Raw genomic sequence first — 25,016 nt, 5'->3', positions numbered from 1 at the left:
ATACACTCCTTGTCAAATAATTAACGATATGTTATTATGATAAAAAATTATCAATCTTATTTCATCAAAAGAAAGGAAAGGAAACGTATGAGCAGTAAGATCACTATTATTGGAGCAGGAAGTGTGGGGGCAACAATCGCCTATAAACTGTCGGGAGAGGACATTGCGTCGGAACTGGTCCTCATTGACATCAATAAGGAAAAAGTGGAAGGGGAAGTGATGGATATTAAGCAGGGTACCTGCTTCCGCAATCCGATTTCGATCATAGCAGGAGATTATGAGGATGCGGCAGGATCCGATATTGTGATCATCACTTCCGGGATTGCCCGTAAGCCCGGCCAGACCAGGATCGAACTGACACAGACGAACGTGAATATCATCAAAGAGATTACGCCGGAGATCGTGAAAGCGGCGCCGGATGCCATCTATATCATTGTCAGCAATCCGGTGGATATCCTGACCTATGTATTTACAAAGATTTCCGGTCTGCCAGAGAATCAGATCATCGGATCCGGAACCATTCTGGATACGGCGCGTCTGCGTTACGGCCTGTCAGAGCATTTCCATGTGGCACAGAAAAATATCCACGCTTATGTTTACGGAGAACACGGGGATTCCTCTTTTGTTCCGTGGAACAGCGCTGATATCGCCAGCATGAACCTGGATGATTACTATCAGGTGATGAAGGATAAGGTGGATTTAAAAGAGCTGGATAAAGCGGGAATGGAAGAATATGTACACAAGTCCGGCGGCCAGGTGATCGCTAAGAAGGGAGCCACTTTCTACGCTGTGTCTGTTGCAGTCTGTGAACTTTGTAATCTGATCCTTGCGGCATCCGATTCTGTAGCAACTGTTTCCAGCATGATGCATGGCGAGTATGGGATTGAGGATGTGGCATTAAGTACGCTGACCCTAGTAGGACCAAAAGGCGTGCAGGGACGGATCCCGATCCACCTGACAGAGGAAGAGGTAGAGAGACTGCAGGCCAGCGCCAAAGTATTAAAAGATGTGATCGCTCAGATTGAGATATAAGAAATGAGGAGGAAACGCTATGAAATACAGCTATTACCCCGGCTGTACGCTGAAAAATAAAGCCGAAGACCTGGACGCATACGCCCGGGCTTCGGCCAAAGTTTTGGACTTTGAACTGGAAGAACTGGAAGAATGGCAGTGCTGCGGCGGCGTGTACCCTCTGGGGAACGATGAGATCGCCACAAAACTTGCCTCTGTCCGGGCTCTGCATGCGGCCAGGGAAAAAGGGCAGGAACTGGTCACTCTGTGTTCCGCCTGTCACCATGTGTTAAAAAGAGTCAATGACGACATGAAAAATGTAGAGGATATCCGTACCAGGGCTAACAACTATCTGGATCTTTCCACGCCCTATGAGGGAGAGACCACAGTCCTGCATTTTCTGGAGGTTTTAAGGGACCGGATCGGTTTCGATAAAGTAAAAGAAAAGGTGGTTAATCCTCTGACAGGAAAGAAGATCGGCGCCTACTATGGATGTCTGCTCCTTCGCCCGGGAAAGATCCTGTCTTTTGACAATCCGGAGAATCCGAAGATCATGGAGGACTTTATCCGGGCCATCGGCGCAGAGCCGGTGATCTATCCTTACCGCAACGAGTGCTGCGGAGGGTATATTTCCTTAAAAGAAAAGGAAATGTCTAAGAACATGTGTCAGAAGATCGAAGAGAGCGCGGAAGGATTTGGCGCGGATATGCTGATCACCGCCTGTCCTTTATGTATGTATAATCTGAATAAAAATACCAGTACCGATCTGCCGGTTTATTATTTTACCGAACTTCTGGCAGAGGCTCTGGGTGTGAAAGATGAGGTGAAGAAGGCATGACAGACAAGAAAAAACAGGCGGAACTGATCCGGGAGATCAGCGGCGTCAATCCTTTGAAATGTATGAAGTGCGGCAAATGTTCTGCTACATGCCCATCCTATAATGAGATGGACATCAAGCCTCATCAGTTCGTGTCCTATGTGATCAATGAAGATATTGAATCGCTGGTAAAATCCAGATCCTTATGGAAATGTCTGTCCTGCTTTGCCTGTGTACAGCGGTGTCCCCGGGACGTAAAGCCGGGAAAACTCATCGACGCGGCAAGACAGATCGTAGAGCGGCAAAGGGGCGGGGACTACTTAAGTCCGGACGAGATCCCGGAACTGCTGGATCCGGAGATCCCACAGCAGTTATTAGTCAGTGCATTCAGAAGGTACAGGAGGTGATGGAAGGTGCTTAGGATCGGCGTATTCGTCTGCCACTGCGGTTCTAATATTGCCGCAACGGTAGATGTAAAAAAAGTAGTAGAGATGGCTCTGCATGAGCCGGGCGTGGTCCATGCGGAAGATTATCAGTATATGTGTTCCGAAGCCGGGCAGGAGAAGATCCGGGCGGCTATTCAGGAGAAGCACTTAAGCGGCATTGTGGTGTGTTCCTGTTCTCCACGGATGCATGAGAATACCTTCCGGAATGCGGCAGAGCGGGCAGGATTAAACCCCTATATGGTGGAAATTGCCAACATCCGGGAACACTGTTCCTGGATTCATAAAGATATGGAAGAGGCTACCGAGAAGGCCGTGATCCTGATGCGTGCGGCTGTGGCCAAAGTGAATTTGAATACACCGCTTCAGCCGGGAGAGAGCCGGGTGACCAAGCGGGCTCTGGTGATCGGCGGCGGGATCGCCGGCATCCAGACGGCGCTTGATATCGCGGACGCGGGGTATCCGGTGGATATCGTGGAGAAGACCCCCAGTATCGGCGGAAGAATGTCTCAGCTTGACAAGACCTTCCCCACCCTGGACTGTTCGGCCTGTATCCTGACCCCGAAGATGGTGGAGGCCAACGCGCATCCAAATATCAACATCTATACCTACAGTGAAGTAGAGAAAGTCTCCGGATTTGTGGGAGATTTCACGGTGGACATCCGCAAGAAGGCAAGAAGCGTGGATATGAGCAAATGTACCGGCTGCGGCGTCTGTCAGGAAAAATGTCCCAGCAAGAAGACGCCCAGCGAATTTAACCGGGGGTTAAATAACCGGAGCGCCATCTATACTCCGTTTGCCCAGGCCATCCCCAATGTGCCGGTGATCGACCGGGAGGCCTGTATCAAGTTTAAGACCGGAAAATGCGGGATCTGCTCCAAGGTGTGCCAGGCAGGCGCCATCGACTATGAGCAGAAGGATGAGATCATTACCGAGAAATATGGCGCCATCGTGGTGGCTACCGGATTCGACATGATCAAACTGGACGACTATGACGAGTATGCCTACAGCCAGAGCAAGGATGTGATCACTTCCCTGGAACTGGAGCGGATCATGAACGCGGCAGGCCCAACCGGAGGTCATCTGGAACGGCTCTCTGACGGGAAGGCGCCCAAAGAGATTGTGTTCATCCAGTGCGTGGGAAGCCGGTGCGCTGATAACCGCGGCAAAAGTTATTGTTCCAAGATCTGCTGCATGTATACCGCCAAGCACGCCATGCTGATCCGGGATAAGTATCCGGATGTAAATGTAACCGTATTCTATATCGATGTGCGGACTCCGGGCAAGAACTTTGATGAGTTCTACCGCCGGGCCGTGGAAGAATACGGTGTGAACTATATCAAAGGACAGGTGGGCAAAGTCATTCCCCAGCCGGACGGAAAGCTTCTGGTGCAGGGAGCGGATCTGCTGGACAACAAGCAGATCTTAAAGGAAGCGGATATGGTAGTCCTGGCGGCGGCCATTGAGCCAAACCCGGATGTGCGCAAAATCGCCACCATGCTCACTGCCAGCATTGACACCAATAATTTCCTGACCGAAGCCCATGCCAAGCTTCGTCCGGTAGAGTCCCCCACAGCGGGAGTCTTCCTCTCCGGCGTGTGCCAGGGACCCAAAGATATTCCGGAGACGGTATCCCAGGCTGGAGCGGCGGCTGTAAAGGCCATCGGACTTCTGGCCAAGGATAAGCTTCTCACCAACCCCTGTACGGCCCATTCCGATGAGCTGCTGTGCAACGGTTGTTCCCAGTGTGCCAATGTGTGTCCTTACGGAGCCATTACCTATGAAGAGAAGGAAGTCAATGACCACGGGATCCGAGAAGTACGGCGCATTGCTGTGGTCAACGAAGCTCTCTGCCAGGGCTGCGGCGCCTGCACGGTTACCTGTCCTTCCGGCGCTATGGACCTGAAGGGATTTTCCAACAGACAGATTTTAGCGGAGGTGGATGCTATATGTCGATAGAAGCAAGAGAAGAATTTAAGCCTAAGATCGTGGCGTTTTGCTGTAACTGGTGCAGCTACGCCGGCGCGGATCTGGCAGGAAGCAGCCGTCTTTCTTACTCCGCAGATGTAAAGATCATCCGTGTTCCCTGTTCCTGCCGGGTAAATCCCATGTTTATCTTAAGAGCATTTGAAAGAGGGGCGGACGGCGTGATCATCTGCGGATGCCATCCTGGCGACTGCCATTATACCTCAGGAAACTACTATGCAAGGCGGAGAATGACCCTTCTTTTCTCCATGCTGGATTTTATCGGGGTGGAGAACGGACGGACCCGGGTAGAGTGGGTATCCGCGGCAGAAGGTGTGAAATTCTCCCAGACCATGCATGAGTTTGTAGACAAGATCACATCCCTTGGGAAAAACGTAAGATTGGAGGATTTAAGATGCAGGAAATCGTAAATCGGGCAAAAGAACTCCTGGCCGACGGAACCGTAAAACGGGTGCTGGGATGGAAAGCCGGCGACCTGCCTTATAATCCGGAGCCGGCATATTTTGAGAAAGAAGAAGACCTGGAAGAATTCGTATATAACGGATTCTGCGGGGCAAATTTAAGTAAATACATGATTGAGGCCTCTAAGATGGAGGGAAAGACTCTGGTATTCTTAAAACCCTGTGACACCTACAGCTTCCAGCAGCTGATGAAAGAACACCGGGTAGACCGGGAGAAAGCCTATATCATCGGTGTGGGCTGCAAGGGCAAGCTGGACATTGAGAGGATCCGCAGGATGGGGATCAAAGGGATCAAAAGCATCGCAGGGGCCAACCTTGAGGATGAGGCCGAGACCCTGACCATTGTGACCCTTTACGGAGAGAAGGAAGTTCCTTACAAGGACGCCATGCTGGAGCGGTGTCATGTCTGTAAGGGCAAGGACCACATGATCTTCGACGAGATCATCGGGGAGTCCAAAGAGACCAAAGACGGGGACCGGTTCGCGGAAGTAGAGCGGATCGAGGCCATGAGCCCGGAAGAAAAATTCGCCTTTTTCCAGAAGGAACTGAGCAAATGTATCCGCTGCAATGCCTGCCGGAATGTATGTCCGGCCTGCAGCTGCCGCAAATGCGTCTTTGACAGCAATAAATTTGACAGCGCCCAGAAGGCCAACGTGGATTCCTTTGAGGAAAAGATGTTCCACATTATCCGGGCCTTCCATGTGGCGGGACGGTGTACCGACTGCGGCGAGTGCAGCCGGGTATGCCCACAGGGGATCCCCCTTCATCTTTTCAACCGGAAGTTCATCAAAGATATCGATGAACTGTACGGAGAGTATCAGGCGGGCGCAGACCTTGAGGAAAGAGGCCCCCTGACCAGTTACCAGTTGGACGACGCAGAGCCTGGGATCGTGGCGGAAAGGAGTTAGGGCATGTATAAGATAAAACGAGAAGATCTGCCTGCATTATTCCAGAAGATCGCCGCAGATCAGGAATTATATCTGCCGGTTTCTACCGCCGGCCAGACCAATTTCGGCGTGTGGAGAGAAGAGGCAGAGGTGGACCTTGACACTTTGAAGACCGTGAAGTCTCCCAAGGACGTGTTCTTTCCCCAGAGTGAAACTCTGTATACCTGTTACCGGGAGGGGAAGAAGTTAAGTGTAGAGCCGGAGACACTGAAAGAGCAGGATTTCGTGGTGTTTGGCATGAAAGCCTGCGACATAAAAGGAGTAGAGGTGCTGGACCGGGTATTCCTTTCCGATCCTATTGACACCTTCTACGCTGCAAGAAGAGACCACGGCACCATTGTTGCCCTGGCCTGTCATGAGCCGGAAGAGACCTGCTTCTGCAAGGTGTTCGGCGTGGACGCGGCTCATCCGGCGGCAGACGTGGCAGCCTGGATGGTGGAGGACACCCTGTACTGGAAGCCGGAGACGGAAAAAGGACAGAAGCTGACCGAAAAGCTGGCAGATTTCCTTGAAAAAGCAGAGGATGCCGGAAGCGAAACGGCAGTGGCAGAAGAAGAGGAGAAGATCCGCTCCATCATGGAAGAACTGCCTTATTCTCATCTTTCCCTGGAAGGATGGAACGGGGATGTGCTGATGGAGAAGTTTGAGTCGCCTCTGTGGGAGGAACTCTACAAACCCTGCCTGGCCTGCGGCACCTGTACTTTCGTGTGCCCTACCTGCCAGTGCTACGACATCAAGGACTATGATACCGGACAAGGGGTACAGCGCTACCGCTGCTGGGATTCCTGCATGTATTCGGATTTCACCATGATGGCCCACGGCAATAACCGGACCAGCCAGAAGGAACGGTTCCGCCAGCGGTTCATGCACAAGCTGGTGTATTTCCCGGCCAACAATGACGGGATGTACTCCTGCGTAGGCTGCGGCCGGTGTGTGGAAAAATGTCCGGCGTCTCTGAATATTGTGAAGGTGGTAAAAGCATTTCAGGAAAAGGAGGGGGCAAAGGCATGAGCGAATGTACCTGTCATAAGAATTATCAATTAGATACTTTGATCCCGCAGGTGGGAGTGATTACTGATATCCGGGAAGAGACGCCGGATGTCAAAACCTTCCGGGTGAATGCGCCGGAAGGCGGAAAGCTTTTCGAACATATGCCGGGCCAGTGCGCCATGCTGTGCGCTCCGGGGGTCAGCGAGGGAATGTTTTCCATTACTTCCTCGCCTACCAATCGGGAATATCAGGAATTCAGCATTAAGAAATGTGGCGTTCTCACCGATTATCTCCACAGCCTGGAGGTGGGAGATGAGATCACCGTGCGTGGTCCTTATGGAAACCACTTTCCGGTGGAAGATAAACTTCTGGGAAAGAATCTTCTCTTTATCGCCGGCGGCATCGGCCTTGCGCCACTTAGGTCCGTGATCAATTACGTGCTGGATAACCGGGAGAAATACGGAACCGTGGACATCGTCTACGGATCCCGCTCCGCAGAAGACCTGGTGCAGTTAAAGGAGATCCAGGAAGTGTGGATGAAGGCAGAGGGCGTGAATGTCCATCTGACCATCGACCGGGAGGAAGAAGGCTGGGACGGCCACGTGGGATTTGTTCCCAACTACGTAAAAGAACTTGGCTTTGACGTAGACAAAACCGTGTTGGTGTGCGGACCGCCCATCATGATCAAATTCACCCTGGCAGGCCTGGAAGAACTGGGCTTCTCACGGGAGCAGGTCTACACCACCCTGGAACTTCGGATGAAGTGCGGCGTAGGCAAATGCGGAAGATGTAACATTGGATCAAAATATGTGTGCAAAGACGGCCCCGTATTCCGCTGCGACGAGATCGACGAAATGCCAGACGAATATTAAAGGGATAAGGCAGGCGGATCCGGCACTGCAGGATAAACAGGCCAACTTTATAGACATGTGAAACTCAACCGAGATGCAGCGTAAGCGAAATCGAGGTTGTAGCATAAAAGCGCCCAAAGGTTAAACCTAGGGGCGCGTCACCAGGAAAGGAACGAACACTCATGGAAGACATGGTAAACGTATATTTTTTCGGAAAACGATACAGCGTCCCTGCTGACCTGACCATTATGACGGCCATGGAATATGCAGGATATGAACTGAAACGGGGCTGCGGCTGCCGGCATGGTTTTTGCGGCGCCTGCGCCACCATTTACCGGATCAAGGGAAAGAATGAGTTAAAGACAGGTCTTGCCTGTCAGACTCAGGTGGAAGAAGGCATGTATGTGGCCAGCATTCCCTATTTCCCTACAGACAAGCGGACTTATGACATAGAAGAGATCAGGCCTGAGCAGCGGATCATGATGGAGCTTTATCCGGAGATCTACAGCTGCATCGGCTGCAACGCCTGTACCAAGGCATGCACACAGGATCTGAACGTAATGCAGTACATCGCCTACGCACAGCGGGGCGAGTTTGAGAAATGCGCGGAGGAATCCTTCGACTGTATCGGCTGCGGCTGTTGTTCCGTGCGCTGCCCGGCGGGGATCTCTCATCCCATGGTGGGGCTTCTGGCAAGACGTCTTACCGGGAAATACATTGCGCCTGAATCAGAGCATCTTACCAACCGGGTGGAGGAGATCCACCACGGGGAGTATGATCAGCTGATCGAGCAGATCATGGAAAAGCCCATCGAAGAGATGCAGGAACTTTACAATAACAGAGAGATTGAGAAATAGGAGGAGGGAAGACCATGTTTACACCGGAAATGATGGAATCTGTAAAGAAGGTAGAAGCCAGCCGGGCGGAACGTATGAAGACAGAAGCCAGACGGATGACTGCAGAAGAAAAGGATGAGCTTCTGAAAGAATTCCACCCGGATTACCGCACAGAAGCATTTACAGAAATTAAGATCGGCCCCAACAAAGGGCAGAAGGCGCCGGAAGAACTGGTGCATCTTCTCCACTCCAACAGCCGTCTGTTAGGGGAAGAAATCGACCTTGACAAAGTGGATTATGACGTGGACGTACTGGTGATCGGCGGCGGCGGCGCAGGCGCTTCCGCAGCCATTGAGGCAAATGAAGCCGGAGCGGATGTGATGATCGTCACCAAGCTTCGGATCGGCGACGCCAACACCATGATGGCAGAGGGCGGCATCCAGGCGGCGGACAAGGAAAATGATTCTCCGGTCCAGCATTATCTGGACGCTTTTGGAGGCGGACATTTTGCCGCAAGGCCGGAACTTCTGAAGCGGCTGGTCATGGAAGCGCCGGACGCCATCCAGTGGCTCAATGAACTGGGCGTAATGTTTGATAAAGATGAAAATGGACGGATGATCACCACCCATGGCGGCGGAACTTCCAGAAAGCGGATGCATGCCTGCAAGGACTACTCCGGAGCGGAGATCATGCGGACCCTGCGGGATGAAGTGCTGAACCGGCAGATTCCGGTGGTGGAATTTACCGCTGCAGTGGAACTGATCAAGGATGAGAAAGGCCAGGTGGCAGGAGCGGTTCTTCAGAACCTGGAGACCGGCGATTATCTGGTGGCACGGGCCAAGACCGTGATCATTGCCACCGGAGGCGCAGGACGGATGCATTATCAGGGCTTCCCCACCTCCAACCATTACGGAGCAACTGCAGACGGCCTGATCCTGGGATACCGGGCGGGAGCGCCCCTCCTTTACCAGGACACCATCCAGTACCATCCCACCGGCGTGGCATTTCCATCCCAGATCTACGGCGCGCTGGTAACGGAAAAAGTACGTTCCCTGGGAGCTCAGCTGATCAACGTGGAGGGCGAAGCCTTCATGCATCCGCTGGAGACCCGCGACGTGGCAGCTGCAGGGATCATCCGGGAATGTACGGCAAGAGGAAAAGGTGTGGACACCCCTCTTGGCAGCGGTGTGTGGCTGGATACGCCCATGATCGAGGAGCTGGGCGGAGAAGGCACCATTGAGAAGCGGATCCCGGCTATGTTGCGGATGTATCTGCGCTATGACATTGATATGCGGAAAGTCCCGATCCTGGTTTACCCCACCCTTCATTATCAGAACGGCGGTCTGGAGATCGGCGGCGACGGATTTACCAAGGTAATGGATAACCTTCTGGTGGCCGGAGAGGCGGTAGGCGGGATTCATGGAAGAAACCGTCTCATGGGAAATTCTCTTCTGGACATCATCGTATTTGGCCGAAACGCAGGGAAAGCCGCGGCGGCAAAAGCGAAGCAGGTGGAGATCGGAACCATGAACCTGGATCATATCCAGGCTTACGCAGAAGAACTGAAAGAGGCAGGACTGGAGACCGGCGATGTATCGCCGCTTCTGCTGCCGAAATATGCAAGACACCAGAGATAGATAGAATAGAAAAGTGTTTTACATTTACCGGGAGAAAGTTGTCTGAATTTTAGATAAAGAAGGGAAGGGATGAGACCGTGGGAATCGCAGCCTGGTTTCAGGAGAGTGTGTTGGGAAACACATTGATGATCGTATTTCTGGTGGCCGTCATCGGCTACCTGGTTGGAAGTATTAAAATCCGGGGCGTGGAACTGGGGACGGCAGGAGTCCTTCTGGTGGCTCTGGTATTTGGACATTTTGGATTCGAAGTGCCGAATCTGGTCAGAGAACTGGGACTGATCTGTTTTGTGACCTCCGTGGGATTTATTGCAGGCCCCAAATTTTTCCGGAACTTTAAGATCAACGCCAGATCCTACATTTTGCTGGGAGCGATCATTATCATCATCGGCGCCCTGACGACAATCGGGATCATCGAGATTGCCGGTGTACCTTCTGATGTCAGCGTAGGAATGATGGCAGGAGCGCTTACCAGTACGCCGGGGCTTGCGGCGGCCATTGACGCCACCGGATCGGCCAATGCGTCGGTAGGATACGGCATCGCCTATCCCTTTGGCGTGGTGGGCGTGGTGCTGTTTGTGCAGCTGGTGCCCAAGTTTCTGAAGACCGACATGGCGGCGGAGCGGGCCCGGTTCGAGGCGGCCCAGAATGTGGGGGACGAGGAGTTCCATAAGACGAAAAAGGAAGAATTGTTCTACGCGGACAGCATGGGATTCTTTCCCTTTGCCCTGGCCATTGTGCTGGGGATCATCCTGGCCAAGATCGTGATCCCCCTTCCCGGGGGAGCGGAATTTTCCCTGGGAACCTCCGGTGGTCCGCTGATCGCCGGATTGATCCTGGGACATTTCGGGAAGATTGGAAGGCTGAGCATGAAGGTGGAGAAGCACGTGCTGGAGTGCCTGCGGGAGTTCGGCCTGGCTCTCTTCCTCATCGGAGCCGGCGTGGAGGCCGGCGCGGGATTCGTGGAGATCCTCAGGGAAGAAGGACTGGTACTCTTCATTTACGGGGCGCTGATCACCCTGATCCCAATGTTTGTCGGATATTTCTTTGCCGCGAAGGTGCTGAAGCTGAGCCTCTTCAACAGTCTGGGCTCCATCTGCGGCGGTATGACCAGTACCCCTGCTCTGGGAACCCTGATTCGGGTGACCGAGACCGACGACGTGGCAAGCGCCTATGCGGCCACCTATCCGGTGGCTCTGGTATTCGTGGTGCTGGGCTGCCAGTTTATCGGGATCTTTCTATAGATAATGTAGACTTTCAGGGGATGACTGGGTTATGATAAGAAAAGAGTGTTGAAAGGAGTGGTATTCATGCGTGAAATTAATGTAAGCGTCCTGACGGATGTGATCGAGCGGCTTTGTATCGAAGCCAACAATCATCTTCCCCAGGATGTGAAATGCGCTATCCAGGGCTGCCGGTCTAAAGAGGACGGAGAGATCGCTCAGGGCGTGCTGGATAATATTATTGAAAATTTTGAGATCGCGGACAAGGAAAATGTGCCCATCTGCCAGGATACCGGGATGGCCTGTGTCTTTCTGGAGATCGGACAGGACGTCCATCTGACAGGAGGAGATCTTGCCGAGGCGGTGGATGAAGGCGTGCGCCGCGGTTACACCAACGGATATCTCCGAAAATCCGTGGTAAAGGATCCGGTGCGCCGGGGCAATACCGGGGACAATACACCGGCTATGCTTTACACGGAAATCGTGCCCGGCGAGCAGATCAAAGTCACCGTAGGCCCCAAGGGATTTGGAAGCGAAAATATGAGCCAGATCCGGATGTTCAAGCCTTCCGCGGGACTGCAGGGGATCAAGGATTTCATCCTGGAGGCGGTGGAGACCGCAGGCCCCAACCCCTGTCCGCCCATGGTAGTAGGCGTGGGCATTGGCGGCACCTTTGATAAATGCGCCCTGCTGGCGAAAAAAGCGCTGATGCGCCCCCTGGATTCCTCCAATCCGGATCCCTTCTATGCAGATCTGGAGAAGGAAATGCTGGAAAAGATCAATGAACTTGGCATCGGACCACAGGGATTTGGCGGCAGGACCACGGCCATCGGCCTGAATATCGAGACCCTGCCCACCCACATCGCGGGCATGCCCTGCGCAGTGAACATCAACTGCCATGTGACACGCCACAAATCGGAGGTGATATAAATGGCAAGAAAGATTACCTTACCACTGACAGAAGAACTGGCAAAAACCCTTCACGCAGGAGACCAGGTGCTGCTCACCGGCACCATCTATACCTCCCGGGACGCCGGACATAAAAGGATGTGTGAAGCCCTGGCAAGAGGCGAAGAACTGCCCTTTGATCCCACTGACGCCACCATCTACTATGTAGGGCCTACACCGGCCAAGCCGGGCCAGGTGATCGGAAGCGCCGGCCCCACCACCAGCGGACGGATGGACGCTTACGCGCCCACCATGATGTCCGTAGGCGCCCGGGGCATGATCGGTAAAGGCGCCCGCCTGCCGGAAGTAGTAGAAGCCATGAAAAAATACAGCGGCGTTTACTTTGGCGCCATTGGCGGCGCAGGAGCCCTGCTTGCCAAGTGCATCAAGAAAGCAGAACTGATCGCCTACGAAGACCTGGGCGCAGAAGCCCTGCGGAAGCTGTACGTAGAAGACATGCCCCTGGTAGTCATTATCGACAGCGAAGGGAAAAACCTGTACGAAGAAGGCCGGAAAGCATACCTGGCCGGCAGGTAAACATTCGGTCGGGTACACCCTTAATTACAAAAAGGTACAGGGTAAATTGCAATTTGGGACGTAGACCTTTTGCAAAGGTCTACGTCCCAAATGAACAAACTCTTGCGAAAGCGGCCGGAACATGATATACTCCTTCTAAATGAGTCTAAATTTAGGAGGAGTTTTTTATTATGGACGCAGACCCTGCGGGGAACACTATTCTTTTTAACTTATTGTTACTGTTGTTTTTTACATTGATGAACGCTTATTTCGCCGGAGCAGAGATGGCGGTGGTATCGGTCAACAAAAATAAGATCCGGTCCCTGGCATCTGAGGGGAATAAGAAGGCCAGACTGATCGAAGGCCTGTTTGAGGACTCGACCAAGTTCCTGTCTACCATCCAGGTGGCGATCACATTTGCAGGCTTCTATTCCAGTGCATCTGCAGCGGCGGGCCTGGCGCCTTATGTTGCTGAGTGGCTGGGAAGTATGAATGTCCCGTACAGCAGCGGCATTGCAAGAAACGGCCTGACCCTGGTGCTGATGTTCTTTAACCTGGTGTTTGGCGAGCTGGTTCCAAAGCGGATCGCGCTTCAGAAAGCGGAAGCCTTTTCTATGCTGACGGTTATGCCGATCCACTATATTTCCATCGTGCTTTCACCGTTTATCAAACTGCTTTCCGTGTCTACCAAGGTGGTGCTCAAAGCACTGCATATGAAGACGGAGGATCAGGAAGAGGCGGTGACCGAAGAGGAGATCAAGGCGCTTCTGAAAATGGGAAATGAGACAGGAACTTTCGATGATGAAGAAAGGGAAATGATCGATTCCGTCTTTGCATTCGACGACCGGACAGCAAGAGAGCTGATGGTTCCAAGAAGAGACGTGTTTACGCTGGATATCGACGAGCCATTTGAAGAAATGATCGATGAGATCCTGGAATCCAGACATTCAAGGATCCCGGTGTATGAAGAGAATATTGACAACATCATTGGCGTGCTTTACGTTAAGGATGTTATGATCGAGCTTCGCAAGTCGCAGACGGCCAAGATGGATATCCGCGGCATGCTCCACAAGGCATTTTTCGTGCCGGAGACCAAGGAAGCGGACGCTCTGTTCCGCGAGATGCAGAAAGCCAGAAAGCGTATGGCGATCCTGGTGGACGAGTATGGCGGATTTTCCGGTATCGTTACCATTGAAGACCTGGTAGAAGAGATCATGGGCGACATCAACGAAGAGTATGATGAAGTAGAGCCGGAGATCGTGCAGGTGGACGAGCACACCTATCTTCTGGACGGAGGCATCCAGATCTGGGATCTGAATGAGGAACTGGATCTTTCTCTTGAGACAGAGAATTATGATACATTGTCAGGCTTCCTGATGGAACAGCTTGGTTACATCCCGAATGAAGGCGGAAATGACGTGGTAGAGCTCAAGGAAGAAGGACTGACCTTTGTGGTGGAGGAAGTGAAAGAAAAGCGGATCACCAGAGTCAGGCTGACCATTGAACCGCCGGAGGAAGCAGAAGAAGCTTCATAGATGAAATATCACTAAAAGATTTATAAACAAAGTATAAAGAACAACATTTTGCAGTGGAAATACATTGCAAAATGTTGTTTTCTTTTTTGCGGAACCGTATAATGTAGTTGATCGGGACGGGAAAATTCCCGTCTGTATTTACGGGATAAGGAGAGACTTACATGCTTCAGATCAAACATATCCGGAAAGAATACCGGACAGGCAGCCTGGTGCAAAAAGCGCTGGACGATGTCAGCCTGAATTTGCGAGACAACGAATTTGTGGCGATACTGGGACCCAGTGGTTCCGGAAAGACCACCCTTTTAAATATTATCGGCGGACTGGACCGCTATGACAGCGGAGACCTGGTGATCAACGGGATTTCCACCAGAAAATATAAAGACCGGGACTGGGACTCCTATCGCAACCATACCATTGGATTTGTATTTCAAAGCTATAATCTGATCCCCCATCAGAGTATCCTCTCCAACGTGGAACTGGCGCTGACCATTTCCGGCATTGACAAAGGAGAGCGGATCCGGAGAGCCAGGGAGGCTCTGGAAAAAGTGGGCCTTGGCGAGCAGGTGCATAAAAAGCCGAACCAACTTTCCGGCGGACAGATGCAGAGAGTGGCCATTGCAAGAGCCCTGGTCAACGACCCGGACATCCTGCTGGCGGACGAGCCTACCGGAGCGTTGGACAGTGACACCAGCGTGCAGGTCATGGATCTGTTAAAAGAGGTGGCAAAAGACCGGCTGGTGGTCATGGTTACTCACAACCCCGAACTGGCAGAGGCTTATGCCACCCGGATCGTCCGGCTTAAGGACGGGACCATCCGCTCGGATTCTGATCCATTTACAGTAGATGAAACGACGCTGGAACCGGCGGAACACAAAAATATGGGGAAGGCCTCCATGTCTTTTCTGACTGCGCTTTCGCTCAGTTTTAATAACCTGAAGACCAAGAAGGCAAGGACCCTTCTGACTTCCTTTGCCGGATCCATCGGCATTATCGGGATCGCCCTGATCCTGGCGCTGTCTACCGGAGTAAACGCATACATCAACTCCATAGAAGAAGAGACCCTGTCCGAATATCCGCTGCAGATCCAGAGCGCCGGATTTGACATGACTTCCATGCTTTCCTCCAGCGCGGCAAGCGCGCAGAAAGAAAGTGAAGGGGAGAAAGAATCCGGGGAGGTAAATGTGATCCAGATGGTGACGGATATGTTTTCCAGTATGGATTCCAATGACCTGAAATCTCTGAAAACTTATCTGGACAGCAAAGAGAGCGGGATTGGGAAATATACCAATTCTGTCGAATATTCTTATAATGTAACACCGCAGATCTACCGGCAGGAAGAGGACGGGGTGCGCCAGGTCCATCCGGATACTTCCTTTGAACCCATGGGCATCAGCTCTGCCAACAGTACAAACAGCATGATGTCCACCATGATGAGTACAGATATGTTTTATGAGATGCCGGAAAATACAAAGCTGTATAAGCCACAGTATGAGGTGAAAGCCGGGCGCTGGCCGGAAAAATATAATGAATGCGTGGTGGTTCTGACATCCGGCGGAAGTATCAGCGATTTCCTGTTGTATACGCTGGGACTGCGGGATGCAGAAGAACTGGATCAGATGGTGCGCCAGTTTGTCAATGAGGAAACGATAGAAGTGCCTGACAAGATCCGGGACTATTCGTATGATGAGATCCTGGACGTAAAGTTCAAGCTGGTCAACAGCTGCGATTACTATGTCTATGACGACCAGTATCAGGTGTGGAAGGATAAGACAGATGACGGGACCTATATGCAGGAACTGGTTGAAAAGGGCGAGGACATGAAAATTGTCGGGATCGTCCAGGCGTCAGAGGATGCAAACGGCGCGTTTCTGATGAGCGGGATCGGTTATCTGCCTTCTCTTACGGAGCACATAGCGGCTCAGGCAAAAGACAGCAGGATTGTACAGGATCAGCTTGAGAATCCACAGGTCAATGTGTTTACGGGTGAGCCGTTTGGTGAAGAAAACAAGGACAGCGAGTTCGACACAGGCAGTCTTTTTACAGTAGATGAAGAGAAATTAAAAGAAGCATTTGGATTCGATGAAAATGCGTTTCAGGGCCTGAGCGGTTCCTTTGACTTTTCCGGTGCTTTCGGGCAGGCGGCCGGAACCATGGATCTGTCCGGCATGGTGGATCTAAGCGGAATATCCATACAGCTTCCGGAGACCCCGGAACTTAATATGGCAGAACTGATGCAGGGAGTAGAACTTCAGGTGTCCGCAGACGAACTGGATGCGCTGGCCGCCTCTCTGATGAGTGGATATCAGGAGTACACAAAAGAACACGGCCTTTCCGGATATGAGGATCTCCAGGCAGATTTTAATACGTATCTGAATTCGGAATCCGCAAAACAGATTATACAGGACAATCTGAATGAGATCGTAAATGAAGGCGGCGAAGCGCTGACCGCCGAACAGCTTCAGAAGCTGGCGGAAGAACTGATGGCGGGTTACGAAGCGTATGCCGCGGAACATGATCTGACCACAGCCGGTGAGATTACAGAAAACTTCCAGGGATACCTGGCTGAGGAGGAAACCAGACAGCTTTTAAGCGACAGCCTTGCCGGCATGGTGGATACCTCAGGAGTGGAGAAACAGCTTTCCGGCGCGCTGGAAGGCTATCTGACCGGGGCGCTTTCTGCATACACCGGAACCATGGCGCAGGCTCTGGAGACTCAGATCACCCAGGCCATGACCCAGATGATGCAGCAGGTTACATCCGGGATCGAGGCTGCCATGACACAGGCAATGACGCAGATCGGAAACAGCCTGCAGGACGCCATGAATATTGATGCCGATGCCTTTGCAGAAGCATTTCAGATGAATATGGACGCAGACGAACTGACAGAACTTATGATGTCCATGTCCATGACGGGCAGCTCTTCGTATGAAAGCAATCTGAAAAATCTGGGATATGTGGATTTTTCCACGCCGGACGGCATTGATATTTATCCCAAAGATTTTGAGGCAAAGGAACAGGTGGTGGACATCCTGGATGACTACAATGCCCGGATGGAAGAGGAGGGAAAGGATGAGCAGGTGATCACCTACACGGATATGGTAGGAGCCCTGATGTCCTCTGTGACCACGATCATTGACACCATCAGTTATGTGTTGATCGCGTTTGTTTCGATTTCCCTGATCGTATCTTCGATCATGATCGGAGTCATTACGTACATCAGCGTACTGGAGCGGAGAAAGGAGATCGGGATCCTGCGTGCCATCGGCGCGTCCAGGGGAAATATCTCCCAGGTGTTCAATGCAGAGACTGTGATCATCGGCTTTTGCGCCGGACTGATCGGTATCCTGCTGTCGCTTCTGATGCTGATCCCGGGAAATGCGCTGATCCATTATATTTCCGGGAATCAGGATGTAAATGCAGTGCTGCCGGCCATACCGGCGGTAATCCTGATCCTGCTTAGCGTGGTGCTGACCCTGATCGGAGGGCTGATCCCCTCCAGAAAGGCGGCAAAGAGCGATCCGGTGACTGCGCTTCGGACAGAGTAGCCGGACGGATGCAGGAAGAGTTGAGATAGTAAATATACAGGGAGGGATGGAGCATGAATTATGAAGGACAGATCTGCCGGGCTCCAATGGAGCGGGCATCATTTATGCTGCCGGTGATGGTGGGATGCACCTACAACCGGTGTAAATTCTGTGATCTGTTTAAACATCTGACATACCGGGAGCTTCCCCTTAAGCAGATCGAAGAAGAACTGAAACGGGTGCAGTCTGCAGGCGGAGATCCAGGAAAGGTATTTCTGGGAGACGGCAATGCCTTCAGCCTCTCCCCGGACCGCCTGCAGGAGATCCTGGAGATGATCCATTCTTATTTCCCTTCCTGCGAGGCGGTAAATATGGATGCCACGGTGACCAGTATCTTAAGCAAATCCCAGGAAGATCTGGACCGTCTTTATAAGGCGGGAGTCCGGCATCTCTACATCGGGATCGAGAGCGGCCTTGACGATGTGCTGACCTTTATGGAGAAAGATCATGGGCTTGAGGAAGCGTATGAGGCCATCCGCCGCCTGAAAAAGGCCGGGCTGATCTATGACGCACATATTATGACCGGCGTGGCGGGGCATGGAAGAGGAAGAGAAAATGCAGAGGCGCTGGCGGAATTTTTCAACCGCACGCAGCCCAGGCATATCGTTAATTTTTCCCTGTTTCTCCATAAGGATGTCAGCCTTTATGAAGAGATAAAGAACGGCCGTTTTGTTCCGGCGGATGAGCTGGAGAACCTGCAGGAGGAAAGAAGGCTTCTTGAACTTTTGGAGGAGGTACAAGAGATCCGTTACGACGGACTCCATGATTTCCTGGAGATCCGGGTGCGGGGGATCTTGCCCCGCGAGAAAGAAAAGATGCTGGAAAAACTGGACCGGGCCATTGCAGAGGAGAAGGGAAAAGGAATCGAGGCCTGGGTGGAGGGCATGCCGGTTCCGTAAAGGGGATATAAAAAAGTCATATGGAACAATGGATTTTTGCATTCTGCAGTTGACAGGAGAATGAGTAAGTGTTATACTACATATAGAACAGAGGGAGAGGCATAAAAAATGCCCTGTACTTTTGGAAACATGGACCCGGCATTTTGCCGGGTTCTTCTACGATTATAAAGGATATCAGGAGGTGGCGAAGATGGGCGCAAAAAGAGATTATTATGAAGTGCTCGGAGTGGATAAGAATGCAGATGCGGCGGCGATCAAGAAGGCATACAGAAAGCTTGCGAAAAAATACCATCCGGATACCAATAAAGAGAATCCGCAGGCGGAACAGAAGTTTAAGGAAGTGACAGAGGCCTATTCGGTATTAAGTGATCCGGAGAAAAAGAAACAATACGATCAGTTTGGCCATGCGGCGTATGACGGAGAACCGTTCTGGCAGAAAAGCGGTCCGGGGGGAACCTATCAGGAATATCACTTTACCGGTGGAAATATGGATGATATGGAAGACATTTTCGGTGATATATTCGGGGACTTCTTCCATGGAGGCAGCCGGGCGAAAGGATCCGGAACAGGCGGTTTTGCAGGCGGCTTTACGGGCAGAAACTATGCAAGAAAAGGCGCGGACCTTCATGCGGACGTGACAGTTGCTTTTGATGAGGCGGCTTTTGGCTGTGATAAGCGGATTACATTTTCGGACGGATCCGGAAGGAATCAGACCCTTGAGGTACACATTCCTGCAGGGATCGACAGTGGCAAGAGCATACGGCTGAAGGGCAAAGGATTGCCGGGAAGTCATGGCGGGGAGTCAGGAGACCTGCTCTTGAAAGTACAGGTGGCCCCGCGTCCCGGATTTGAGCGTAAGGGCATGGATGTTTATACCACGGCGCGGATTCCGTTTACCGTTGCGGCGCTTGGAGGAGAGGCTTATGTGTCTACCTTATATGGAAAAGTAGCTTTAAAGATCCGGGAGGGAACACAGTCCGGTTCCAGGATCCGGCTGAGGGGCAAAGGCATCGTATCCATGAAAGATCCTTCTGTCCACGGCGACCAGTATGTAACAGTGCAGGTGGAAGTGCCGAAGAATTTAAGCGAGGAAGCAAAGCGGAAGTTAAAAGAGTTTGAAGCCGCATGTAACAAAGGCGGCTCCAGACATAGAACATACGCGGCGTAACAATCAGAAATTTTTTGTATAAAATTTGTATTTTAAATTCTGGTGTGGTAGGATACAATGGATTTATGGAGGAAGAACCATGACGTTGACAATCGGAGCACATATGTCCATTGCAGGAGGGCCGGTAAAGGCCGCCAGGAATGTGATCAAAATGCAGGCAAATACCATGCAGTTCTTTAGCAGGAATCCCAGGGGCTCCAGCTATAAGGAATATGAAGAAAAAGAGACCGAAGAATTTCAGAGATTACGGAAGGAGCACGGCTTTGGTCCTCTCCTTGCCCATGCGCCTTATACGATGAATCTGGCAAGCGCGGATCCCAGGACTTATGAGTTCGCCTGCCAGGTGATCCGGGAAGATACGGCAAGGATGGACGCTCTGGAAATCGAGAACCTGGTGTTCCATCCGGGAAGCCATACCGGTATCGGAAAAGAAGCTGGTATCCGGAATATTATCGCCGGTCTTAACCAGGCGATGACCGGACAGGAAAAGATCTGTATTCTCCTGGAGACGATGTCAGGTAAAGGAACGGAGATCGGCGACCGGTTCGAGGAGTTAAGGGAGATCCGGGAAGGTGCGGCTCATCCGGAACGGATCGGCATCTGCCTGGATACCTGCCACGTATTTGCGGCAGGGTATGATATTGTTCATGATCTGGACGGAGTATTGGAAGAGTTCGACCAGGTGCTGGGGCTTGCCCATCTTAAGGCCATTCATCTCAATGACAGCCTGATGCCGTTTGGCTCCCGCAAAGACCGGCATGCGGCCCTGGGAGAGGGAGAGATCGGGATGGAGGCGCTTCTTCGGGTGCTCTGTCATCCGGCGCTTGCGAAACTTCCTTTTTATCTGGAGACTCCTTTTGATGACGCAGGGCATGCGGCTGAGATCAGGAAGATCCGGGAACTTATGGCAGAGCAGGAGAGATAAGATATGGCAGAGCATCAGATCATTGCAAGAATACATACCGGTTTTCCGGAGAAGTTTGGGATTCCCAGACAAAGCGGACTTGCAGATACGAAAGGGAAGATCCTGTTTGAACCGGATTACCGGAATCCGGAAATGTTAAGAGGCATAGAAGGATATTCCCACCTGTGGCTGATCTGGGAGTTTTCCGAAGCTGTGGGAAAAGGGTGGCATCCGACGGTCCGTCCGCCAAGGCTTGGAGGGAACCAGCGGATGGGGGTATTTGCCACCCGGTCGCCGTTTCGGCCGAATCCCATCGGGCTTTCCTGCGTGCGGCTTGAAAAAGTGGGACTGGATGGCCCGGACGGTCCGGTTCTTTACGTAACCGGAGCAGATATGATGAGCGGAACGCCGATCTATGATATAAAGCCTTATCTGCCTTATGTGGACAGCATTCCACAGGCCAGAGGGGGATTTGCGTCCAGGGTAAAGGAATACGCTCTGGAGGTGGAAATCCCCGGGGCATGTCTGGAAAAGATCCCTGTATCAGAGAGGGAGACGCTGCGGCAGATTTTAAGCCAGGATCCAAGGCCCTCTTACCAGGACGATCCGGAGAGAATGTACGGTATGGGATATGCAGGCATGGAAGTGAAGTTTCAGGTAAAGGACGGACGCCTTCTGGTAAGAGACATCGAGACGGCGTCTAAAGATCCGGCGCAGGAAGAAAAGGGAAGGAAATGAGAGATACAGGAGGATGACAGAGATGGAGTTCGTAAAAGCATCCATGAAATATTTGGAGCAGATGTGTGAGATTACCGATCAGGCCAAGAGGCAGCTTGCAGGACTTGGTCTTGACCAGTGGCAGAAGGGGTATCCGTCCAGAGAGGTATGGCTTTCCGATATTGAAGAAGGATGCACTTATCTTGCGGTGGATGAAGAGAAAGTTCTGGGGATCTTTGCGTTTCAGACAACGCCGGATCCTTCTTATGGCGAGATAGAAGGCAAATGGCTGACTGACGGACCTTATGCTTCCATGCACAGGGTCTGTGTGGCGGACGGCTGTAAGGGAAAAGGCGTGGCAGGCCAGATGTTCCGGAAAGGGTTCGCGCTGGCAGAAGAACTTGGATTTCCTGCGGTGCGGATCGATACCCACCCGGGGAACCTGCCTATGCAAAGAGCGCTTGCCAAAGCAGGATTTCTGCCCTGCGGCAACATCCGTCTGGTCGGCGGAACTGAAGACGGAGATCCAAGGATCGCATTTGAAAAAGTATTGTAAAGGAGAACACAGGTTATGGCAATGTCAGATTATGAGAAGGCGTACAGACTTGGAAAAAAAGATTATCAGTACCGTGCGATGCACGGGATGCATCCGACGCTTGAGGTGCTGGACGATGTCCTGCCGCCCAAAGGCTCTTATTCTGAGGTCCCCCTGGGACTGGTGCAGATCCCTCTGGATCAGGTGGTCGGAACCAAAACCAACAGCAGAAGCAATGCGTTTGCCGGCAATTTCATGCCGATCCTGAGAGCGGACACTGAGTTCGCCCACAAATGGGTCAGCTTAAGTGTCAGCCATATCAATGAAGGGATCCATACGCCGATCAAGGCTTATGAATATATGAATAAGTTTTATGTAGAGGAAGGAAACAAACGCGTCAGCGTAATGAAATATTTCGGAGTGGTTTCCTCGCCCGGCATGGTGACCCGCATCGTTCCGAAACGTACGGAAGAGAAAGAAAATAAGCTGTATTATGAGTTTATGGACTTTTATGACCTTTCCAAAGTCAATTTTATCTGGTTCACAAAGCTTGGAAGTTTTGAGAAGCTGCAGGAAGCAGTGGGAAAAGGTCCCGATGAGGAGTGGAGTTATGACGACCGTCTGGATTTCAGTTCCATTTATACCCGGTTTAAGGCAGAATACCAGGATGCGGGAGATCCAATCCCCTCGATCACGGTAGGGGACGCATTTCTGTCTTTTATCACCCTGTATGGCTATCAGGAAGTCTGCGAGAAGACCACAAATGAATTAAAAGAACTGATTTCCAAAAGCTGGGAGGAGTTCAAGCTGTTGTCGGAAGACGAAGAGATTGATCTGAAAATGGATCCCAATACAGAGAAGAAGCCGCTCCTGAGCAGACTTTTGCAGCCCAGCATTACCAGGCTTCAGATCGCCTTCCTCTATGAGAAGACGATCACATCCTCGGCATGGACTTATGCGCACGAACTGGGAAGACTTCACCTGGAACAGACATTTCCGGAGGAGGTCAGCACCTGTTATTATGAAAATGTCACAAAAGATAATATTGACGAGATTCTGGAAGACGCCGTACAAAAAGGCTGTGATATCATCTTTACTACAACGCCGGTGATGGTGCAGGCCAGTGTAAAAGCTGCCATTGCCCATCCGAAGGTGCGGATCCTGAACTGTTCGGTGAATACCATGCACCGGTATATCCGGACCTATTATGCCAGAATGCATGAGGCAAAATTCCTGATGGGCGCTATCGCGGGAGCGATGGCGGAAAACAACCGCCTGTCCTATATTGCCGATTATCCGATCTACGGAACCATCGCCAATATCAATGCATTTGCGTTGGGGGCCCAGATGACAAACCCGCACGCCGAGGTTTATCTGGAGTGGACATCCGTGAAAGATATTGACGTGATGGAAAATGTAAAGCGGACGAACTCCAGCTGTATTTCCGGAAAAGATATGGTGATCCCGGAAGAGGCGTCCCGGTTCTTTGGCATCTATCATCTGGAGAACGGTACGCCCCACAATCTGGCCATGCCGGTATGGCACTGGGGAAAATTCTATGAACAGCTGATCCGGACGATCATGAACGGAACCTGGAGTTATGATGACGATCCGTCTTCCAGCAAGGCCATCAACTACTGGTGGGGCATGACCTCAGGGGTAGTCGATGTGATCTGCTCCCAGAATCTGCCGCTTGGCATGAAGCGTCTGGTACGGGTATTAAAAGGCGCCATCTCCTCTGGAGAATTTAACGTATTCAGCGGGGTGCTGCACTCTCAGAGCGGGATCGTTCAGCCGGATCCTCATAAGGCTCTGTCTCCGGAAGAGATCGTGACCATGGACTGGCTGGCGGATAATGTGATCGGAGAGATCCCGCCCGAGGATAAGCTGGAAGAAGAGTCCAAGGCTGTGGTACAGCAGCAGGGCGTAGAAAAAACGAAAGGTTAATGATGGAAAAGAATGAGAATACTTGCGATCGCAGATGAGGAATCCGCTTATCTGTGGGATTACTTTGAAAAAAGCAAACTGGAGGGGATCGACCTGATCATATCCTGCGGGGATCTGGCTCCGGAGTATCTGTCTTTTCTTGCCACATTTACATCGGCGCCTGTACTGTATGTCCACGGCAATCATGACAGCAAATATGAAAAGCATCCGCCGGAAGGCTGTATCTGCATCGAAGATCAGATCTATGTTTTTCAGGGGATCCGCATTCTCGGGCTTGGCGGATCCATGCGTTACCGCCCGGGAAGCCATCAGTATACCGAAGGGCAGATGCGTGCCAGGATCCGGAAACTCTGGTTCCAGTTATTCCGGCACAGAGGATTTGACATTCTGGTGACCCATGCGCCGGCCTATCAGTTAAACGACGGGCGGGATCTGCCGCATCAGGGATTCCAGGCATTCATCAGCCTGATGGAAAAGTACCGTCCCAGGTTTTTCCTGCACGGGCATGTGCATAAATCATACGGAAGACAGCATAAACGGTATGATAAATACCTGGATACACATGTGATCAATGCTTTTGACCGGTGTGTGTTCGATTATGAAGATGAAAATTTAAAAGAGCATTTATACTAGTTCAAATGGGGACGGGGGATTTTTAAAAATCCCCCGTCCCCATTTGACAAAAACTGCTTGCAATATACCCCATAAGGGTATATACTTATTTCCGTAAGGAGGAGCGGACATGGAAGAGATGAAATGTATACACGCGAAAAAGGAGCGGTCCGAGGAGGAGTTTAAGGATCTGATCCATCGCCTGAACCGGATTGAAGGACAGGTAAGAGGGATTAAAAGGATGGTGGAGGACGAGGCGTATTGTCCGGATATTCTGATCCAGGTATCTGCAGTGAATTCGGCGCTGAATAGTTTTAGCAAGGTGCTGCTGGGGAATCATATCCGTACCTGTGTGGCCGATGATATCCGAAATGGACAGGAGGAGACGATCGACGAGCTGGTCACGCTTTTGCAGAAGCTGATGAAGTAGGCGGGACCGGATCGGGAAATGA

Annotated in this window: 23 protein-coding genes; all 23 read left to right on the top strand. The window is 51.7% G+C overall.

Annotated features, from left to right (window positions below; genetic code table 11):
* The first annotated feature begins 87 nt into the window (after positions 1-87).
* The 23 genes from H6A13_RS06040 to H6A13_RS05930 all read left to right on the top strand — a co-directional run bounded on the left by H6A13_RS06040 (position 88) and on the right by H6A13_RS05930 (position 24,994).
* The gene (locus H6A13_RS06040; protein ID WP_204908716.1) at positions 88-1,032 is read left to right on the top strand and encodes an L-lactate dehydrogenase; all 945 of its coding nucleotides are present in this window, start codon (positions 88-90) and stop codon (positions 1,030-1,032) included.
* A 19-nt stretch (positions 1,033-1,051) separates the two neighbouring features.
* A complete protein-coding gene (locus H6A13_RS06035) occupies positions 1,052-1,849 on the top strand; it encodes a CoB--CoM heterodisulfide reductase iron-sulfur subunit B family protein (protein ID WP_204908715.1) in 798 nt (265 codons plus the stop codon).
* Entirely contained in the window at positions 1,846-2,235 is a 390-nt protein-coding gene (locus H6A13_RS06030) for a 4Fe-4S dicluster domain-containing protein (protein ID WP_204908714.1), read from the top strand. Before H6A13_RS06035 ends, H6A13_RS06030 begins: the two co-directional genes overlap by 4 nt.
* Positions 2,236-2,241: 6 nt before the next feature.
* Complete coding sequence (locus tag H6A13_RS06025) at positions 2,242-4,230, top strand: 4Fe-4S binding protein (RefSeq protein WP_204908713.1); 1,989 nt, start codon at positions 2,242-2,244, stop codon at positions 4,228-4,230.
* Entirely contained in the window at positions 4,221-4,667 is a 447-nt protein-coding gene (locus H6A13_RS06020; protein WP_204908712.1) for a hydrogenase iron-sulfur subunit, read from the top strand. The genes H6A13_RS06025 and H6A13_RS06020 overlap by 10 nt, the downstream gene beginning before the upstream one ends.
* Positions 4,652-5,626: a 4Fe-4S dicluster domain-containing protein gene (locus H6A13_RS06015; protein ID WP_204908711.1), complete on the top strand. Its 975-nt coding sequence runs from the start codon at positions 4,652-4,654 to the stop codon at positions 5,624-5,626. The genes H6A13_RS06020 and H6A13_RS06015 overlap by 16 nt, the downstream gene beginning before the upstream one ends.
* 3 nt (positions 5,627-5,629) lie before the next feature.
* Positions 5,630-6,676 carry a 4Fe-4S dicluster domain-containing protein gene (locus tag H6A13_RS06010; protein WP_204908710.1) on the top strand — a complete coding sequence of 349 codons (1,047 nt, stop codon included), beginning with the start codon at positions 5,630-5,632 and terminating at the stop codon, positions 6,674-6,676.
* Positions 6,673-7,527, top strand: coding sequence for an FAD/NAD(P)-binding protein (locus H6A13_RS06005; RefSeq protein WP_204908709.1), 855 nt, complete (start codon positions 6,673-6,675; stop codon positions 7,525-7,527). Before H6A13_RS06010 ends, H6A13_RS06005 begins: the two co-directional genes overlap by 4 nt.
* 161 nt (positions 7,528-7,688) lie before the next feature.
* The gene (locus H6A13_RS06000; RefSeq protein WP_204908708.1) at positions 7,689-8,363 is read left to right on the top strand and encodes a 4Fe-4S dicluster domain-containing protein; all 675 of its coding nucleotides are present in this window, start codon (positions 7,689-7,691) and stop codon (positions 8,361-8,363) included.
* 14 nt (positions 8,364-8,377) lie between these two features.
* A complete protein-coding gene (locus tag H6A13_RS05995) occupies positions 8,378-9,979 on the top strand; it encodes an FAD-dependent oxidoreductase (RefSeq protein WP_204908707.1) in 1,602 nt (533 codons plus the stop codon).
* A 110-nt stretch (positions 9,980-10,089) separates the two neighbouring features.
* A complete protein-coding gene (locus tag H6A13_RS05990) occupies positions 10,090-11,220 on the top strand; it encodes an aspartate-alanine antiporter-like transporter (RefSeq protein ID WP_243424745.1) in 1,131 nt (376 codons plus the stop codon).
* Between the two features lie 66 nt (positions 11,221-11,286).
* Positions 11,287-12,129 carry a fumarate hydratase gene (locus tag H6A13_RS05985; protein ID WP_204908706.1) on the top strand — a complete coding sequence of 281 codons (843 nt, stop codon included), beginning with the start codon at positions 11,287-11,289 and terminating at the stop codon, positions 12,127-12,129.
* A complete protein-coding gene (locus H6A13_RS05980; protein ID WP_204908705.1) occupies positions 12,130-12,684 on the top strand; it encodes a Fe-S-containing hydro-lyase in 555 nt (184 codons plus the stop codon).
* 170 nt (positions 12,685-12,854) lie between these two features.
* Positions 12,855-14,198: a hemolysin family protein gene (locus H6A13_RS05975; RefSeq protein ID WP_204908704.1), complete on the top strand. Its 1,344-nt coding sequence runs from the start codon at positions 12,855-12,857 to the stop codon at positions 14,196-14,198.
* 161 nt (positions 14,199-14,359) lie between these two features.
* Positions 14,360-17,743, top strand: a complete 3,384-nt coding sequence (locus tag H6A13_RS05970) for an ABC transporter ATP-binding protein/permease (RefSeq protein WP_204908703.1) — start codon at positions 14,360-14,362, stop codon at positions 17,741-17,743.
* 53 nt (positions 17,744-17,796) lie between these two features.
* A complete protein-coding gene (locus tag H6A13_RS05965) occupies positions 17,797-18,681 on the top strand; it encodes a radical SAM protein (RefSeq protein WP_204908702.1) in 885 nt (294 codons plus the stop codon).
* Between the two features lie 190 nt (positions 18,682-18,871).
* On the top strand, positions 18,872-19,849 hold the full coding sequence (locus tag H6A13_RS05960; RefSeq protein ID WP_204908701.1) for a DnaJ C-terminal domain-containing protein: 978 nt from the start codon (positions 18,872-18,874) through the stop codon (positions 19,847-19,849).
* Positions 19,850-19,928: 79 nt separating this feature from the next.
* Complete coding sequence (locus H6A13_RS05955; RefSeq protein WP_204908700.1) at positions 19,929-20,774, top strand: deoxyribonuclease IV; 846 nt, start codon at positions 19,929-19,931, stop codon at positions 20,772-20,774.
* A gap of 3 nt (positions 20,775-20,777) precedes the next feature.
* A complete protein-coding gene (gene tsaA / locus H6A13_RS05950) occupies positions 20,778-21,491 on the top strand; it encodes a tRNA (N6-threonylcarbamoyladenosine(37)-N6)-methyltransferase TrmO (RefSeq protein ID WP_204908699.1) in 714 nt (237 codons plus the stop codon).
* 22 nt (positions 21,492-21,513) lie between these two features.
* Positions 21,514-22,026, top strand: a complete 513-nt coding sequence (locus H6A13_RS05945; RefSeq protein ID WP_204908698.1) for a GNAT family N-acetyltransferase — start codon at positions 21,514-21,516, stop codon at positions 22,024-22,026.
* A gap of 15 nt (positions 22,027-22,041) precedes the next feature.
* Positions 22,042-23,952, top strand: coding sequence for a BMP family ABC transporter substrate-binding protein (locus H6A13_RS05940; protein WP_204908697.1), 1,911 nt, complete (start codon positions 22,042-22,044; stop codon positions 23,950-23,952).
* A gap of 12 nt (positions 23,953-23,964) precedes the next feature.
* Positions 23,965-24,585: a metallophosphoesterase family protein gene (locus H6A13_RS05935; RefSeq protein ID WP_204908696.1), complete on the top strand. Its 621-nt coding sequence runs from the start codon at positions 23,965-23,967 to the stop codon at positions 24,583-24,585.
* A gap of 109 nt (positions 24,586-24,694) precedes the next feature.
* Positions 24,695-24,994: a metal-sensing transcriptional repressor gene (locus H6A13_RS05930; RefSeq protein WP_204908695.1), complete on the top strand. Its 300-nt coding sequence runs from the start codon at positions 24,695-24,697 to the stop codon at positions 24,992-24,994.
* The last annotated feature ends 22 nt before the right edge of the window (positions 24,995-25,016 follow it).

Origin of the sequence: Mordavella massiliensis (genome assembly GCF_016902415.1) — a bacterium.
In the GTDB taxonomy this organism is placed as follows: Bacteria; Bacillota; Clostridia; order Lachnospirales; family Lachnospiraceae; genus Merdimonas; species Merdimonas faecigallinarum.
Note: the sequence above shows the minus strand (reverse complement) of the source record. Positions and strands in the feature narration are given on the sequence as shown.

What these genes read in the sequence shown, in the direction of transcription:
- H6A13_RS06040 (WP_204908716.1), top strand. Translation starts at nt 88, where the DNA reads ATGAGCAGTAAGATCACTATTATTGGAGCAGGAAGTGTGGGGGCAACA.
- H6A13_RS06035 (WP_204908715.1), top strand. Translation starts at nt 1,052, where the DNA reads ATGAAATACAGCTATTACCCCGGCTGTACGCTGAAAAATAAAGCCGAA.
- H6A13_RS06030 (WP_204908714.1), top strand. Translation starts at nt 1,846, where the DNA reads ATGACAGACAAGAAAAAACAGGCGGAACTGATCCGGGAGATCAGCGGC.
- H6A13_RS06020 (WP_204908712.1), top strand. Translation starts at nt 4,221, where the DNA reads ATGTCGATAGAAGCAAGAGAAGAATTTAAGCCTAAGATCGTGGCGTTT.
- H6A13_RS06015 (WP_204908711.1), top strand. Translation starts at nt 4,652, where the DNA reads ATGCAGGAAATCGTAAATCGGGCAAAAGAACTCCTGGCCGACGGAACC.
- H6A13_RS06010 (WP_204908710.1), top strand. Translation starts at nt 5,630, where the DNA reads ATGTATAAGATAAAACGAGAAGATCTGCCTGCATTATTCCAGAAGATC.
- H6A13_RS06005 (WP_204908709.1), top strand. Translation starts at nt 6,673, where the DNA reads ATGAGCGAATGTACCTGTCATAAGAATTATCAATTAGATACTTTGATC.
- H6A13_RS06000 (WP_204908708.1), top strand. Translation starts at nt 7,689, where the DNA reads ATGGAAGACATGGTAAACGTATATTTTTTCGGAAAACGATACAGCGTC.
- H6A13_RS05995 (WP_204908707.1), top strand. Translation starts at nt 8,378, where the DNA reads ATGTTTACACCGGAAATGATGGAATCTGTAAAGAAGGTAGAAGCCAGC.
- H6A13_RS05985 (WP_204908706.1), top strand. Translation starts at nt 11,287, where the DNA reads ATGCGTGAAATTAATGTAAGCGTCCTGACGGATGTGATCGAGCGGCTT.
- H6A13_RS05980 (WP_204908705.1), top strand. Translation starts at nt 12,130, where the DNA reads ATGGCAAGAAAGATTACCTTACCACTGACAGAAGAACTGGCAAAAACC.
- H6A13_RS05975 (WP_204908704.1), top strand. Translation starts at nt 12,855, where the DNA reads ATGGACGCAGACCCTGCGGGGAACACTATTCTTTTTAACTTATTGTTA.
- H6A13_RS05970 (WP_204908703.1), top strand. Translation starts at nt 14,360, where the DNA reads ATGCTTCAGATCAAACATATCCGGAAAGAATACCGGACAGGCAGCCTG.
- H6A13_RS05965 (WP_204908702.1), top strand. Translation starts at nt 17,797, where the DNA reads ATGAATTATGAAGGACAGATCTGCCGGGCTCCAATGGAGCGGGCATCA.
- H6A13_RS05960 (WP_204908701.1), top strand. Translation starts at nt 18,872, where the DNA reads ATGGGCGCAAAAAGAGATTATTATGAAGTGCTCGGAGTGGATAAGAAT.
- H6A13_RS05955 (WP_204908700.1), top strand. Translation starts at nt 19,929, where the DNA reads ATGACGTTGACAATCGGAGCACATATGTCCATTGCAGGAGGGCCGGTA.
- tsaA (WP_204908699.1), top strand. Translation starts at nt 20,778, where the DNA reads ATGGCAGAGCATCAGATCATTGCAAGAATACATACCGGTTTTCCGGAG.
- H6A13_RS05945 (WP_204908698.1), top strand. Translation starts at nt 21,514, where the DNA reads ATGGAGTTCGTAAAAGCATCCATGAAATATTTGGAGCAGATGTGTGAG.
- H6A13_RS05940 (WP_204908697.1), top strand. Translation starts at nt 22,042, where the DNA reads ATGGCAATGTCAGATTATGAGAAGGCGTACAGACTTGGAAAAAAAGAT.
- H6A13_RS05935 (WP_204908696.1), top strand. Translation starts at nt 23,965, where the DNA reads ATGAGAATACTTGCGATCGCAGATGAGGAATCCGCTTATCTGTGGGAT.
- H6A13_RS05930 (WP_204908695.1), top strand. Translation starts at nt 24,695, where the DNA reads ATGGAAGAGATGAAATGTATACACGCGAAAAAGGAGCGGTCCGAGGAG.